At 60.0% G+C, this 14473-nt stretch carries 10 protein-coding genes and 2 pseudogenes; 6 read left to right on the plus strand and 6 right to left on the minus strand.

Going from position 1 to position 14473, the window contains the following annotated elements; genetic code table 11:
* Nucleotides 1-12: 12 nt before the first annotated feature.
* A complete protein-coding gene (locus tag JMY24_RS33225) occupies nt 13-978 on the plus strand; it encodes a nitrilase-related carbon-nitrogen hydrolase (RefSeq protein WP_268960832.1) in 966 nt (321 codons plus the stop codon).
* 500 nt (nt 979-1478) lie between these two features.
* Here the strand turns inward: JMY24_RS33225 and JMY24_RS33230 are convergent, their stop codons facing one another.
* On the minus strand, nt 1479-2018 hold the full coding sequence (locus JMY24_RS33230; protein WP_128597188.1) for a DUF4142 domain-containing protein: 540 nt from the start codon (nt 2016-2018) through the stop codon (nt 1479-1481).
* 408 nt (nt 2019-2426) lie between these two features.
* Nucleotides 2427-2732: a hypothetical protein gene (locus JMY24_RS33235; protein WP_201703657.1), complete on the minus strand. Its 306-nt coding sequence runs from the start codon at nt 2730-2732 to the stop codon at nt 2427-2429.
* Nucleotides 2733-3422: 690 nt separating this feature from the next.
* Between JMY24_RS33235 and JMY24_RS33240 the strand changes: the two genes are divergently transcribed.
* Nucleotides 3423-4442: an SGNH/GDSL hydrolase family protein gene (locus JMY24_RS33240; protein ID WP_201703659.1), complete on the plus strand. Its 1020-nt coding sequence runs from the start codon at nt 3423-3425 to the stop codon at nt 4440-4442.
* Between the two features lie 433 nt (nt 4443-4875).
* Complete coding sequence (locus JMY24_RS33245; protein WP_128597183.1) at nt 4876-6252, plus strand: FAD-binding oxidoreductase; 1377 nt, start codon at nt 4876-4878, stop codon at nt 6250-6252.
* Between the two features lie 560 nt (nt 6253-6812).
* On the opposite strand, the gene JMY24_RS33250 is transcribed toward JMY24_RS33245, so the two are convergent.
* Together JMY24_RS33250 and JMY24_RS33255 are read right to left on the minus strand one after the other, a co-directional pair.
* Nucleotides 6813-8858, minus strand: a complete 2046-nt coding sequence (locus tag JMY24_RS33250) for an FUSC family protein (protein WP_201703660.1) — start codon at nt 8856-8858, stop codon at nt 6813-6815.
* A 360-nt stretch (nt 8859-9218) separates the two neighbouring features.
* Complete coding sequence (locus JMY24_RS33255) at nt 9219-9821, minus strand: TetR/AcrR family transcriptional regulator (protein WP_128591456.1); 603 nt, start codon at nt 9819-9821, stop codon at nt 9219-9221.
* A 76-nt stretch (nt 9822-9897) separates the two neighbouring features.
* On the opposite strand from JMY24_RS33255, the gene JMY24_RS33260 reads away from it, so the two are divergent.
* The 3 genes and pseudogenes from JMY24_RS33260 to JMY24_RS33270 form a co-directional block, all read left to right on the plus strand.
* Nucleotides 9898-10698, plus strand: a complete 801-nt coding sequence (locus tag JMY24_RS33260; RefSeq protein ID WP_128597181.1) for an SDR family NAD(P)-dependent oxidoreductase — start codon at nt 9898-9900, stop codon at nt 10696-10698.
* Nucleotides 10699-10811: 113 nt separating this feature from the next.
* Nucleotides 10812-11684 (plus strand): ATP-binding protein, encoded by an 873-nt coding sequence (locus JMY24_RS33265; RefSeq protein ID WP_236597640.1) that lies wholly within the window; start codon nt 10812-10814, stop codon nt 11682-11684.
* Nucleotides 11685-12337: 653 nt separating this feature from the next.
* Nucleotides 12338-12986: pseudogene (locus tag JMY24_RS33270) on the plus strand (ISNCY family transposase); the annotation flags it as partial.
* 180 nt (nt 12987-13166) lie between these two features.
* Here JMY24_RS33270 and JMY24_RS33275 read toward each other — a convergent pair.
* Nucleotides 13167-14018: pseudogene (locus JMY24_RS33275) on the minus strand (IS110 family RNA-guided transposase); the annotation flags it as partial.
* Nucleotides 14019-14205: 187 nt separating this feature from the next.
* Nucleotides 14206-14473 (minus strand): tyrosine-type recombinase/integrase (locus JMY24_RS33280; protein ID WP_201703662.1); only part of this gene is annotated, 268 nt, incomplete at its 5' end.

The following is a 14473-nucleotide window of genomic DNA, read 5'->3' on the forward strand; positions in this document are numbered from 1 at the left end:
TTGAGGTAGCGCATGAACGCGATTGAGCCGGAGGTCCGAATGGAGCATGCTTTGCGCGCAGCCGTCGTACAAACGGGGTCCGCTATGTTCGATGTCGAGCTCACGCTGGCCAAGGTCGAGCGGAACGTAGTCGCGGCGTCGAAACAGGATTCGCAGTTGATCGTGTTCCCAGAAGCATTTGTCTCGGCCTACCCGAAGGGACTGCATTTCGGCGCTCCCGTCGGCGAGAGGACGCCTGAGGGCAGAGAGGACTATCGCCGCTATTTTGAGAGCGCCATCGAAGTGCCGTCGGTCTCGACAAACAGGCTCAGCCAGATCGCGGGCGACCTGAAGCAATACCTGATCATCGGTGTGATCGAGCGGGACGGCGGCACGCTTTACTGTACCGTGATCTTCCTCGCGCCCGATGGCAGGCTGCTTGGCAAACACCGAAAGCTGATGCCCACCGCGGCTGAGCGGTTGATTTGGGGATTCGGAGATGGATCGACACTGCCTGTATTTGAAACGCCCTTCGGCCGTCTGGGAGCAGTGATCTGCTGGGAGAATTACATGCCGCTATTGCGCATGGCGATGTACGCGAAGGGTATCCAGATCTACTGTGCACCGACAGCCGACAGTCGACCGACATGGGTATCTTCAATGCAGCACATTGCGATGGAAGGCCGTTGTTTCGTTCTCTCCGCGTGCCAGCATTTGCGACGTAGCGATGCTCCGGCCAACTACGCCGCCGTACAAGGCAATGACCCGAACACCGTTCTGATGCGCGGCGGCAGTTGCATCGTGGCGCCGCTCGGTACAGTGCTTGCCGGCCCCGTATTTGATGAAGATGCGTTACTGGTCCATGAACTCGATCTTGGAGACCTCGCAAGGGGGAAATACGACTTCGACGCCGTCGGCCACTATGCACGTCCGGATATATTCCGCCTCCATGTGAATGAGGGGGCGACGGTGCCCGTCGTTTTCGAGCAGACCCGGTGACTTTACCTCGCACTTCCTCTGGACAAAAGGGCGAGTTGTTGAATGAAGACGCCATCGCAAGAGCGATGCAGACACTCAAGAAGGAGTAAAGGCGACGTGTGAAGGCCGCGGCAAAACCTTTATAAAACACTGAAATTCAAATTCTGGGCGCGTTTACGACAACATTGTGCGTCAGCAAACGACGGCCAACCGCTCACCCGGGTTCAGCAACAAACGCCGCCCGAGGTGTGGTCCTCTACGACAGGTGGTCTGCCTCGACAGAGTAAGTCGTGACATCTCGGTGCCATGCCGTTCTTCGGCGAGCGACTGGTCGATAGTTGAGTGCACCAGTTATCCGAATGTCACAGCGACGCATCAGACGAACGTCCCTTGTTGGCTGCGGATTCAACCGGTCGTACATATCCGACGCGTGCGACCCTTGCGGAAACTTAATAAGCGAGCGAGAACGTCGGACGCCACCTCCAGATCGAATCGTCCTCACGCTGATCCTGTCGCGCGGATCATCGTACAAACCTCGGGTGTTCCAGCGCCAACTGCAATTGGTGAGCTTGGTCGAGATGGAAAATAAAAGACAGGCGAGACCGGACGAGCAGTGCCTTCAATTCCGCGTTTGTCGTGGACCGAATGAAGGTGTTTACCAAATTGACGAGGTGCTGCAGGAAGATCACCTCGCGATCAAGGTACGCCTCGTCGAACTCGTGAGCTTCGACTGCATTGAGCCTCGCAAGGTCGTCGTAGCTCTGCTGCGCGAGCGCATCGCTAATCGCACTTCGTTGTGGAGTCGCCGCAAGTCTCTGCATCAATCCAGCGGTTTCCTGGTTGACCCGTTTATGCTCGTCAACCATCCGATTTGCGAAGAATCGTACGCTTCTCGACTGCGTTCTGCGCAAGGCTGTTTGGCCGGCCGCGATTTCCGCCTGATTCGCAACAAGGATGATGCCGACGATTTGTGCATCGGTCAGACCCGCCTCCTCGCCAAATGCGCAAATTGTCGATGCGAGGAGCAGCAACAGCGCTCCAGTGGTACGTTTAACGTTCATTGCTCTCCTCAAATTCGCGTTCCGGTCTTTAACGCAGCGTTCACTGAGCGCGTCTACACCACAGTAGGAATGAGTTGCAGCACCCCTGCCGATGCCGTCCAGTAGGCGCGATGCGCTTGAGCACCGCGTCGAGATCGTCGACGCAAAAACGCGATGTGCATCTCGCCTACCTGGCATGGATCGGCAGGTACGTCCGTTCGTTGCTCGACGCCGCCATATTCAGTGGTTCGACTCTCGCGGGGAAGGGTTGCTGGGATGGCCTACTTTCGTTAAGCGTTGTTCGACTCCTGCCCGCATGCGTCATCGTGTACTCACGCGGCGGCAGACATGGGCAGGCGTCGAACAACGCTTAACGCGTGCGGCCGATCACCTTCAGGCAAAGGTGGGCCAAGGGCGACCTGTCCACATTTATGCTCCGAAGTAGTCGAGTTCGGGCGTCACCCGCTGAAGATCTGCGACCGAGAGCGTTATGCGCTCGCCTGTTGCAGATGCCGCGCCATATTGTTGTACGGCCCTTAAAATTCGGCGTCTGTTCAACTCGAACGCGAGTCGCACCTGCTGTACGGTCTCATTGCCAGCGCCAAGCTCTTCGCAAACAACTTCAAATGGTAGCGCGAAGGCGCGGTATCCCCAGCCGAACCCATAGGCGGAAAACCACACCGCCGAGTCGGCGCAAAGAATGGGGGCGGCAATGACAGTCCGTGGCTGATCCATCGCATTCACCTGCGTCGACGATAGGTTGACATTAAAGTGTTACACACCGACCTTACAAACGCGGGGTCCTGTCGACACCACGTTACCACTCCGCCGAGATGATTGTCTTGAATCGGAGGTGTGATTTTGCGAATCGGCACTGACTCGAACGGGTCGCGTCCTGCCGATCTCCAACGGGCAGGACCCGGCCAGCGGGCGTCATTCGCGTGTGCAAGCTCGCGGACATTCGGGCGTCCGCGCATCTCGAGAAACGGCCTTTCAGCGACACCGACGCATGTCGCCGCATGCTGCCTTAGCCGACATTCTTGCGCCTACCATGATGCTGACGTGCGCGTTTCCGCTTTCAGTGCAAAGCGCCAGGGCTGTGGCGCAGTGTTTATTGTGAAAACACACCTCAACGCAAGCTTGTTGAATGCCTTTTTCACCGCCCGCGAGATTGATACGGATCTTGTCCCCGACCTGTCCCTCTTCGATAGCACCTGTTTCATTTCACAGCGTTTCGGCTTTACGGCGAGCAATGATGTCTTGCTCTGCATCGACCTTCACGGCCAGGCTCACATCTTGTGTGGCACGCCGGTAGTCCAACCGCGATAGCGCACACTTTTTGCTCCCAGAGTGCTTATCGGGAGAGCGACGCGCGATAAGGCGCGACGTGGCCGCAGTTCCCCGAGCCGTTAAGGAGGCGTAGCGATGCGAGGAATAAATGACAAGGTACGTGCTGCAGTTTTTGCCGTGGCGATCTCACTGCTTTCGGCATGCGGCGGGAACGGTGGCAGTTCGGGTAATGGCAGCGCGGCCACACCTGCAGGCGGCATTAATCTGCAGATTGTCTCTTTCGGCGACAGTCTTTCGGACGTCGGGACCTATGCACCGATCGCAAGCGCGGTTGGCGGGGGGCGTTTCACGACCAATCCCGGACAAGTGTGGACTCAGGATGTTGCGCAATACTACGGAAATACGCTAAGCGCTGCGTACACGATCGACCTCACGCATAAGCTCAGTGCGCAGAGCGGCCTCGGCTATGCGGAAGGTGGTGCCACGGTGGCAACGCCGGCGAACCAGTCCGACTTTCTAGCCGACGTAATCGGCGACGTCGAAATGCCCGTCAATCAGCAGGTGTCGCGCTATCTGGCCGCTCACGGGAGCTTTAACGCCAATCAACTGGTGCTCGTCTGGGCCGGCGCGAACGATGTGCTTCGCGCCGGGGCGCTGCCGGCCGGTGCGCAGACCGTGGAGACGGCGGCTACCACTTTGGCTGGGATTGTCGGGCAGATTGCACAGAACGGCGCCGCGCATATCGTGGTGGTCAATGTTCCAAACATCGGTCTGTCGCCCAGAGGGCTTGCCTCGGCCGACGGTGGGGCCAACCTTGCCCAGTTGTCGCAACTCTTCAACGGTAGCCTGAACGCGGCCTTGCAAAGCAATGGCCTGCAAGGCAAGGTCATCCAGATCGATTCTTACAGCTGGCTGAACCAGATCGTCGCGAACTTCCAGGCCAATGGCTTCGCCGTGTCGAACACCAGCGTCGCCTGCGACCCCAGGAAAACGCCCCATGCCACGGCATTGCTGTGCTCGCCGCCGACCTACGTGACCGCAAACGCGGACCAGACATACATGTTCGCCGACGACCTTCATCCGACGACGCATCTGCACGCGCTGTTCGCCCAGTACGTGGAGCAGCAGATCGCCAGCCGCGGTCTGGGTCACTGAGCCGGGAGAATGATGACTCACCGACAGCATCGTCGGGTTCTCCGCCATTCTGTCCTATCGCGCCTGGGCTATCGCGCCGAGCAGCGAATGATCGCGGGGAGACGATATCCGACACATGTTTCGTCCTCCCGTTTATAGCAAGGTTCAGCGCGCGTACCTGCTTTGCAAGTTCGACGTACAACCGCAGTTTCCGGCCAATTCACGGAAGCGAGATATCCGCTTTTACGCCCGACGCAAACACGCACGCTGTCGGTTTTTGGACAGACTACCTGCTGCTCGACGGAAGCCAATTAAGTTGAGAGCAGAGAAATGCGTGGCGGATTGCGCCTCGCATTAGTCTGCATGTCCTATCGGCGCCGCCGTATAACAAACCAAGCTACACAAGCTCAATGCGAACGCAGACGACTGGGGGCGACTTCGAGGAGAAAACGTCATGCTGCCGATTGGATCCTTGGCCGACGCTGCGGCCGAGCTTGCTGCCACCTTCCGAGGGCAGCTCCTGAAACCCACGGACGCCGGCTATGAGGATGCGAGAAGGGTCCACAACGGCCTGGTCGATAAGCGGCCCGCCTTGATCGCCAGGTGCCACGGCGTGGCCGACGTCGTCGGAGCCCTCGATCTCACCCGCAGGCTCGGCCTCGAGGTCGCAATTCGCGGCGGCGGCCACAACGTGGCGGGACGGGCGACGATTGATGGTGGGGTGATGGTCGATCTTTCGCCGATGAAGGGCATCCAGGTCGATTGGGAGAGCAGAACAGTCTGGGCGCAAGGCGGCGTCACTTGGGGCGAACTCAATCGCGAGGCGCAGTTGCATGGCCTGGCCGTCACCGGGGGCGTGGTCTCCAGCACGGGCATTGCCGGGCTTACCCTCGGGGGCGGTGTGGGCTGGCTGATGGGCAAATACGGCCTCGCACTCGATAATCTGCGCGCGGTGGAGCTCGTCACGGCTGACGGCAAGGTCTTGCGGGCGAGCAAGCACCAGGAGCCCGAGCTTTTCTGGGCGCTTCGCGGCGGCGGCGGAAACTTCGGGGTCGCCACGAGCTTCGAGTATGAACTCCACCCGGTTGGGCCGACCATTACGGGCGGCCCGATCGTCCACCCGATCGAACGCTCCCGCGCCCTGCTCGAATTCTTCCGCGACAGCACACGATCGCTACCTGATGAGCACACACTGTTCGCATCGCTGACGCATGCGCCGGACGGGTCCGGCACGGAAGTGGCCGCCCTGGTCACCTGCCATTGCGGGCCGTTGGAAGACGCCGAAAAGGCCATGCGGCCGCTGAAACAGTTCGCGCTTCCCATTTTGGATGCCGTTGGGCCGATCCCTTACACCCAGCTCAACAGCATGCTCGACGCCGCGTTCCCGAAAGGAGCTCTCAACTACTGGAAGTCCAACTTCCTCACAGATCTGAGCGACGCTGCGATTGACACCATGATTAGCTGCTTCGCGCGGTGCCCGACGACAATGGGCCAACTGCTCCTCGAACATTTCCACGGTGCGGTTACCCGGGTAGATGTTAGCGATGCGGCCTTTCCGCACCGCAGCGAAGGCTACAACTTCCTCGTGCTCGCTCAATGGATGCAGCCGGCGCAGACCGGCGCCTGCGTCGCTTGGGCTCGCGAAACCTACGAAGCGATGCGACCTTTCTTTGCCGCCGGTCGCTATGTCAACTACCTGGACGACGACGAGACGGGCGAATCAATTGCAGCTGCGTACGGTCCCAATTACCGACGGCTTCAGCAGATCAAGGCCAAGTACGATCCGACGAACTTCTTCCGCATGAACCAGAACATCCGGCCGCTGGCCTGACGGGATCGTCCCGATGCCGGTCATCTACTGACCAGCGCGCGCAGCGCTACCTCTTTCATCGAAAGAGTGGTCTCGACGTGGCCGTGAGTGTTCGTGGTGACTCTCGTGGCCCAAGCCAAAGCGACTACCGCCTCGTGCGGCAGCGGAAACTACGTTCAGAACTACGCTGATCGACCTCGCTGTAAACCGCGCCCCCGCTGGGTCGACCACGCCCCTCCCCTCCGGTACGACCTGCACATAGGGGCGGATGGCCCCTATTCCGCCTCCTTGAAACCGGACATTCAGAGATGGCTTGGGGCCGCGCAGCGCGAAAGGTTTGGCCGATTCTTCCGTAGGGCATCTGGCAGGTTTCGAAGTGCACCAGCCGTTCGGATGACCGTTTCGTGGGATAGTCGAGCGGCAAGAATTGGCCGATCAGCGCCTGGTGCCTGCTGCTTATCGAGGTAGCGCAGCGGGCGAAGGGCGATCAGCTGTACGCGACCCTCTTCGGTCATACGAGGTTCTGCCAGACAGGAGGCTGCTTCCCGCGGAACAACAATCACCCATTAACCGCTCGCCGATCAGGAAGCGTTGCCAGGCGCCGCACCCGGAAACAGCGACAGCCGGAGTCCAATGAGCGCATGCAGCGCACCTTTGCGCAGCTTGTAGCCGGGTGCATCCGGCTCGGCCGCGAAGTTGGCCATGATCCGCCCGATGGCGGCATCAACGTCGATTGCAAGTGTCAGCGGTACGCTTTGACGGTGACCCGATTCGACGCACCGTTCATAGTGCGACCGAACGTCGTCGAGCACCCGGTTTAACACGACTGGCAACTCTCCGGGAAACTTGCCCGAGAGTCTGCGCAGGTCAAGTGTATTGAGCGCGATGCGCATGTCGCGCAGGCTTTCGATCGACGGATGGGTGTAGTCCTCGCTTGGCTCCACGCGCGGAATAAGCTGCATGAGCCGGTCGAGCATGCGCGCGTTCAGTTCGCGTTGCTGATCGACTGATAACTTGGACCCGCTCAAAATGACATCCCTCCAGTTGGACCGGGTCAGTCGCGCCGCCGCGGCATCTGCTCCGAACGGGCGGATGACCCCCGTCATCAATGAAGCGAAGAGCACCCCGGCCAGCCCTGCCAGATTGGCATTCAGGAAGTTGAGAATGTTCGCGTCATAGGCGCTATCTATACCGAGAAAGGTCGCGGTCGTCAGCGAAACAAGGGTCGATCTCAACGCCCATTTCGGGCGAGGCATCAATAGTCCAAGTGGAACAAAGACGAAAGAAAAGAAAATGACCAGCAGCGGAAAGTCCTGGCCACTCGGTAACACGACAAACAGATAAAAGGCTGAAATGATAACGCTCACCGTCGCGCACCTGACGAAAGTGATCATCATGGGCACGGGCTCATCGAGTGCGGCGAAAAAGCAGACGCCGATAGCGCCCAACGAGACAGCCGCCGCACCGTCCTGCCAGCCGGAAGCGATCCACAGGCACGACAAAACGAAAACGACGAGTCCCGCCGAGAAGGCGGAGAACAAGGCAAGGCCACGGTCGAGAAACGCGTGCCGGGTGCCGACCCGCCAATGTCGGAAGCGCGGCCGCCAGTTCCCTCGTTCGTGAACGATGATAAGGCGCAGGGTTCGGCAATCGACCCAAAGATCCACCAACTGCCGCAACCGCCAGAGCGCGCTGGATAACAACGCGGCCTGCCAGGTTGTCAGTTCGTTACGGGCCGATTCCAGTTGCGCAATACGCATCCGCAATAGTGGCGCCTCGCGCTCCGGCTCCTCGCTGAGCGGCGCGTCCATCCAGCGTCCGATATCGCGCAGCAGTTCGCCGATGCCTGCGGGCGTGTCGGAGCCCGATTTCTGCGCGGCCGCGAGTATGTCCGCGAGCGCCGACGTGATCGGCAGTATCAGCTCCATCCGGCCTTGAAGTTCCTCGCTGCGAGCGAGTATCACGGGGCTGACGTGATCGTACGCCAGCTGGCTCAACAGCAACTCGAAGCCGCGCGCACTCGTCGCCATGTTTTGACGGCTTCCCGAAACCAGTGCTCCCGCGACTCGGCCAGCCAGCGACTCTTTCAGGTAGAGGGTGGCCTCGCGGAACCACGAGTCGGTTCGCTCGATCAGCGTTGGCGCGAGCCGGTTCGGGAAAAGAACGCTGCCGACGATGCTCGCGCAGACGATGCCAAGCGTGATTTCTTCGGTCCGCGCCACTGCAACATCGAAGATGGTCAATGGGTTCGACAAGGCTGGCAGGGCAATGACGGACAGCGAATAACTGGCGAGCAGGAACACGTAACTGCGCGCGGCTCGCGTCGAGATCGAAATGTACACGAACACGCTCGTCCATAGCGCTATGAGCGCGCTCAACAGATAAGGCGTCTCCGCGAATGGCGGCACGAGGGCGACGGAGGCAAGCGCGCCAAGCACGGTACCAAGCGCGCGATATAGCGCCTTCGATCGTGTCGCTCCGACAAACGGGTTCGATACGATATAGACCGATGCCAACGCCCAGTATGGCCTCGGAAGGTCGAAGTAGAACGCGATGTAAAGCGCGAGCATCCCTGAGAGAAAGGTCTTTAGCGAAAAAATCCAGTCACGTAGCGAAGGGAGTTTCATCGGAAAGATCGCGTTGGGGTTAGTCTCTCTCCCCGCAGGTCGGGTTGGGCTCGCAGCGAAACGACCAACAGTGTGCTACGTTTCGCCGGAATCTGCGTGGTCAATCACACATGGCTGCGTGCGCGTCGAGGCCGCAAGTCCGCGGACCCTCTGCCGGGCCGCGCAAAGTATGCCGCCTCACTAGCCGGGATTCTGCGCCGCTTGCGAATTCGTGCGCCTGAGGCCTTGCGAACGGTCGCTTATGTCCATGTAACAACGTTTGACATTGCGGATGGAACGACCGCTACTTGGCCCCAACCGACGCCTGCATGTCTTGGAAACGGGGCCAGCGTATTACCCCGCGCGATGTGTCGCAACACTTCAGCCAGTCGAGTGCTTGATCGGAGTTCCGATAATCAGCAACCCGAAAAGCGCTTCTAGTTGTCGAGCCAACTGATCCGGTTTAGCGTGCGCCAATGCGGCCATCTCGACGACCTGTCGCATGACCTGAAAGCCGGCAATGACGGCTAGAAACATCGCGGCCCGCTGCGAGGTTTGTTCGCCAGGCAGCAGCTTAGATAACGGTCGGGCAAAGTGCGTTTCAAACTTCCTGCGCAGAATGGCTGTGGCGTGCCCGTTGTTCGCCGATCGCAGCATGATGACAAACCCGTCCATCGACGTGATGTTCGGTGCCGTTTTCGCCACGAGCGCGGCAGCGACGTCTCGGCATAGCGTCGATACGTCAGGCGCGTTCGTCATCACTTCCCGCGTGAGGATTCCCGGAGCCGAAAGGACCAGGTCGACCACCTCCTCGAACAGTTGTTCCTTGGACCCGAAATAACGATTCACGAGCATCGCGGTGACTCCCGCGTTCTCGGCGATCTCGCGTACGCCGACATCGTAGCCCGATTGCGTAAATGCCTGACGCGCGGATGCGAGGATCGCCTCGCGGGTAGCCGCGCCTTTTTTGCCCAGTGCCTTCATGAATCAAACACCCGTAGACTTTAAGAACATGAAAGTATACGCTTGTAGAAATTAAATGCGATCGAGGGAAACACTCATGGATCTGAATCTGAGCGGAAAGCGCGTGCTGGTGACGGGATCGACGGCCGGACTAGGTGAGGCGATTGCCAGGTTGCTGGCCGCGGAGGGTGCAACGGTGGTTGTGCATGGCCGCAGCAGCGATCGTGCAGAGGCGGTCGCTGCTGCGATCACGGCGGCAGGCGGCCATGCCGAAGTCGCGCTGGGCGATCTTGCAACCGATGCGGGCGCCAATGCCGTGGCCGCCAAGGCGACCGAAGGTGGAACCATCGACATACTGGTCAATAACGCTGGCTATTATCACCATCTGAACTGGAGCACTGCCCTACCCGACAAGTGGATGGAGACCTATGAGGTCAATGTCCTGTCCGCCGTGCGCATGATCCAGCGGCTGGTGCCAGCCATGCGCGAGCGCGGGTGGGGCCGCGTGATTCAGATCGGCGGCGGGCTCGCCGGTCAGCCGGTCTCGATGCAGCCTGACTACAACTCGTCGCTTGCCGCAAGGCACAACCTGGCTGTTTCGCTGGCACGCGACCTCAAGGACTCCGGCGTGACCTCGAATATTGTGGCACCCGGCGCGATTCTCGTGCCGGCCGTCAGGGAACTGCTCGAGAAGATCGCTCCGCAGCATGGATGGGGTCAGACGTGGGAGGAGATTGAGCGCGGCTGCGTTCGCGACATGGTGCCGAACGACGTCGGCCGCCTTGGCCGCCCCGAAGAGATCGCGGCGGCGGTCGCTTATCTAGCAAGCCCTTATGCCGACTACGTGAGCGGCGCTACGATCCGCGTCGATGGCGGCACGATCCGCTCCGCGTTCTGATCGTGCATGTACAGAGTGCGATCGTGGCCGGCAACCCGAGAACTCTTGGGGGTCGAACGGGCGCTAATGGGCGGAAATCCGTCGTTTGAATGTCCGAGGCAGCGACCAGGTGTATGACGGCTGGTGACCGATTGGGTGCCATCGGGCGACTTTCTCGCCTGGTCGTTGCGCTTCCCGCTCATCTCGATGTTGTCAGTACGATCCAGATGATCGTCCGTCAGCACTACATCGGAGTTGAGATATGCGACGATTACGCACAAGGCGTGAAGGACCGTTACAGGGCGGGTGGTGACGGGCAGCTATCTCCCGTCTACCCACACCAGCGCTCACACGCATACTGTGCCGGTATCTTCGGGCTCTCGGGCAGCGGAAAAACTACCGCGCTGGAATCTGCGCTCCGTCTGCTCCCCAAGGTGATCCTTCATAAGGAATACGGGTTGAGTCAGGTAGTTTGGATCAAGATTGACTGCCCGAAGAGCGCCAGTCTCAAAGATACGCTCAAGGTTCTGATTCTCAAATTCGATGAACTGCTCGGGACAGACTATACGGAGGAAGCCGGGGTGAGAGCCACGCTGGCGGACTACGCGAACAAGCTCCACCGCATTTGTCAACGGCATCACACGGGTCTGATTGTCCTCGATGAGATGCAGTACGCGCTGCAGGCGGTAGCCAGGAATGACCCGCTCTTCGACTTCTTTGTCAATCTCACCAACGTAGTCGGAATTCCGGTTATCGTCAGCGGCACCCCGAAGGCAGCTCAGCTGTTCCGTAAGACTTTGCGATCCGCGCGGCGCATTAGCAGTCAAGGCGTGACTGTGTGGAACGGAATGAGAAACGAGGATGCCATCACGAACTGCTCAGAACCAACCCGGTTTTCAGGCATATATACGAGCCGCTGTCGCGCTACCTGGAACTCGCCGAGCCGCGGCTGCCATTGGCTTGGAGTCAATCATCGCCATCACACCCCGGAGCAACCGCCTCGCTGAAGACGCGCCGCCTGTGGGCGGCAGCGGATGCGCAAATGCGATCTGTGGACCAGAGGATTAATCGATTTGAAAGCGGGGTCGAGCGGTATGTCAGGTCAGGTCGAGTGCGGCTGCCCGATCACCGCTTTTTAGCCACTTATCGCGCCCACTGGCGTCGTTTCCTGGCGACCGAAAGGGCGGCGGCATTGTTGGACTGGGAGTGGAAGGTGGAACGAGGGATGCCTCAGAAAGGCACCGGCTGGGAGTGCCTATACGAGGCATGGGGCATAAACCTGCCCGAGACCCATTCGGACACCCGAACGACGCGGCGCCGGTCTTCTCCGTCGGGACGCAGTACGCGAGCTCAGACCTCACGGCCGTGTCACGCCTCCCCCACTGCACGTGGCAGTATGTAGCGAACGGATTTGCGCTGCACGTTGGGCAATGCCGCGATAACGCGCGGGTTATCACCGCTACGCCCCGGGCAACCGGTGGAGTCTCCCTACGTGCTGACTCGTATGGTGCGGATGGGACCCCGGTTTAGAAAACATCCGCACCTGTGCCAAGCATTCCTACATAAAATGTAGGTCCCAAATACAAATGTCGGGTTTCCGCTAAATAGAAATGTCGTGTTTTGGTAGTTTGAGCGCCGGACATCTGCACTGGAGCCGGCGATGAACGCGACTGGGACGATCACGATGACGATGCGCGAGATTGATCGGTTCAAGGTCATCGAGGCGGTGATGGAAGCGCCGGCTCAAGCCTGGCCAGGCCGCCGCGCGGCTCGGGCTGAGCGTGCGTCAGGTCGAGCGGCTGGTGTCGCGCTATCGGGCGGCCGGTGTGGCGGGACTGGTATCGGGCAAACGAGGCTGTCCGAGCAACCACCAGTTGCCGGCCGGCAAGGCGCAGCGGGCGCTGGCGCTGATCCGCGAGCGCTACCCGGATTTTGGGCCGACGCTGGCCTGCGAGAAGTTACGGGAGTGTCACGGTATTGATCTGGCGGTCGAGACGGTGCGCACGTTGATGCGCACAGCCGGGCTGTGGATTCCGCGCAAGGAGCGTCCACCGCGGGTGCACCAGCCGCGCAACCGTCGTGCATGTCTGGGCGAGCTGGTGCAGATCGATGGCAGCGACCATCGCTGGTTCGAGGGCCGTGGGCCGGCCTGCACGCTGCTGGTGTTTATCGACGATGCGACCGGGCGGCTGATGGCGCTGCACTTCACGGCCACAGAGTCGGCCTTCAGCTACTTCGAGGCATTGCAGAAGTATCTGGCGGCGCATGGCAAGCCCGTCGCGTTCTATAGCGACAAGGCCAGCGTCTTTTACGTGAAGCACCGATCCGAGACGGCGGGCAAAGGGGTGACACAGTTGCGGGTACCGGACAGCTATTGGCTCACGGTCTGGGCGTCTCAGGGTTCGCAGGAGGATGGCCGGGGACCGGGCACAATCAACTCGATGGATTCGGACCAACAACTTTAACGGGCTCTCGGCCCCCCGCCAGACCTAACTAAAGCATCGCTTTACCTCGAATGGTTTGCTATCACGCATCATGTAATAGGACGCCCGCGCCAGCTTGTGCGCAAGCGCCTTCATCGCGACTACCGGAAGACGTCTGGCCTTTTTCCGCTCATAGAAGCTTCTCGCCTGAGGACAGTAGCAAAGCGCCCCAGCTGCCGCTTCGATGAACGCCCAGGCGAGATATTTGTTGCCGTTCTTTGCATTGCCTTCGCCTTTTTTCTTGCCATTCGAGATCCGCTTGCTGTCGACGCACCGACAGTAGGAACTGAACTGGTCAACGCTGGCGAAGCGGGCAATGGTGCGTGTCTCAAGCATGATCGTGGCCGCGAGTACATTGCCGATACCCGGCGCTGTTTTCAGCATGAGAAATTCCGGGCGTAGCCGCGCCTCGTGGAGCAGGATCGTCTCGAGCGCAACTATCTCGCTCCGCAGCGTGCGCAGAACCACCATGTTAGCCATCAACGCGCGCTCGACATGCGGCGGTAAGCCGAATGCACGTATGGCGCCATCATCCAGTCGCTGGACGTGCTCGCGGTTCATCCGGAGGTTGATCTGCCGCGCCAGTAGGCTCTCGATGCTCAGGATATGAAGCGTGCGCTGCTGCACTAGCTGTAGCCGCTTGCGGGCGAGATCGCGCAACGCCAGCTCCGCTGGTGGATAGATGTAGCCTTCAGGCAGGAGTCCAAGGCGGAAGATGTGGGCGAGGAACACCGCGTCACGCTCGTCGCCCGCATACTTCAGGCCCTCGTACTGCTTGATTGCCGCGGTGTTGGCGAGATGCAAGGCAAGGCCCGCAGCGATTAGTCCGTCGACAAGCCAGTACCAGTTGAACGTACTATAGAAATGTTTCTATAGAACCTTTTATGGACGCCCCGGAATTATGCACGGTTTGTCGCTGAGGACAACGGAGTGCGCGGCGTGGGTACCGATATGAATCGACGTACGGGACCGTGCCGCGCGAGCCTTTGAATTCCTGAGCATTGCTGGGCTCACCGATCGGATCAGTTCACGCGGCCGAGCATAATCACAAGCCTTCGAGGAACTGCAGCACACGGTCGGTGGGCCGGTAGCGCCGTTGCCTGCTCTGGGGCAATTGAAGCGTACTGAGGGCTCTTTCCTTCATTGCCAGGTCTGCCTCTATGTACATGTGCGTGGTCGCCGGGTTCTCGTGACCCAGCCACAGCGCAATGACCGTGAGGTCAACTCCAGCCTGAAGCAGGTGCATGGCAGTCGCGTGCCGGACCAGGTGCGGTGAGATGCGTTGGCCCTTGAGTCCCGCGCAATCAGTTTCC

Origin of the sequence: Paraburkholderia kirstenboschensis (assembly GCF_904848585.1) — a bacterium.
GTDB lineage: Bacteria > Pseudomonadota > Gammaproteobacteria > Burkholderiales > Burkholderiaceae > Paraburkholderia > Paraburkholderia kirstenboschensis.

Bases quoted from the DNA above. Each gene is read 5' to 3' on its own strand.
- JMY24_RS33225 (WP_268960832.1), top strand. From the start codon at position 13: ATGAACGCGATTGAGCCGGAGGTCCGAATGGAGCATGCTTTGCGCGCA.
- JMY24_RS33230 (WP_128597188.1), bottom strand. From the start codon at position 2,018: ATGAACGTTAAACGTACCACTGGAGCGCTGTTGCTGCTCCTCGCATCG.
- JMY24_RS33235 (WP_201703657.1), bottom strand. From the start codon at position 2,732: ATGGATCAGCCACGGACTGTCATTGCCGCCCCCATTCTTTGCGCCGAC.
- JMY24_RS33240 (WP_201703659.1), top strand. From the start codon at position 3,423: ATGCGAGGAATAAATGACAAGGTACGTGCTGCAGTTTTTGCCGTGGCG.
- JMY24_RS33245 (WP_128597183.1), top strand. From the start codon at position 4,876: ATGCTGCCGATTGGATCCTTGGCCGACGCTGCGGCCGAGCTTGCTGCC.
- JMY24_RS33250 (WP_201703660.1), bottom strand. From the start codon at position 8,858: ATGAAACTCCCTTCGCTACGTGACTGGATTTTTTCGCTAAAGACCTTT.
- JMY24_RS33255 (WP_128591456.1), bottom strand. From the start codon at position 9,821: ATGAAGGCACTGGGCAAAAAAGGCGCGGCTACCCGCGAGGCGATCCTC.
- JMY24_RS33260 (WP_128597181.1), top strand. From the start codon at position 9,898: ATGGATCTGAATCTGAGCGGAAAGCGCGTGCTGGTGACGGGATCGACG.
- JMY24_RS33265 (WP_236597640.1), top strand. From the start codon at position 10,812: ATGACGGCTGGTGACCGATTGGGTGCCATCGGGCGACTTTCTCGCCTG.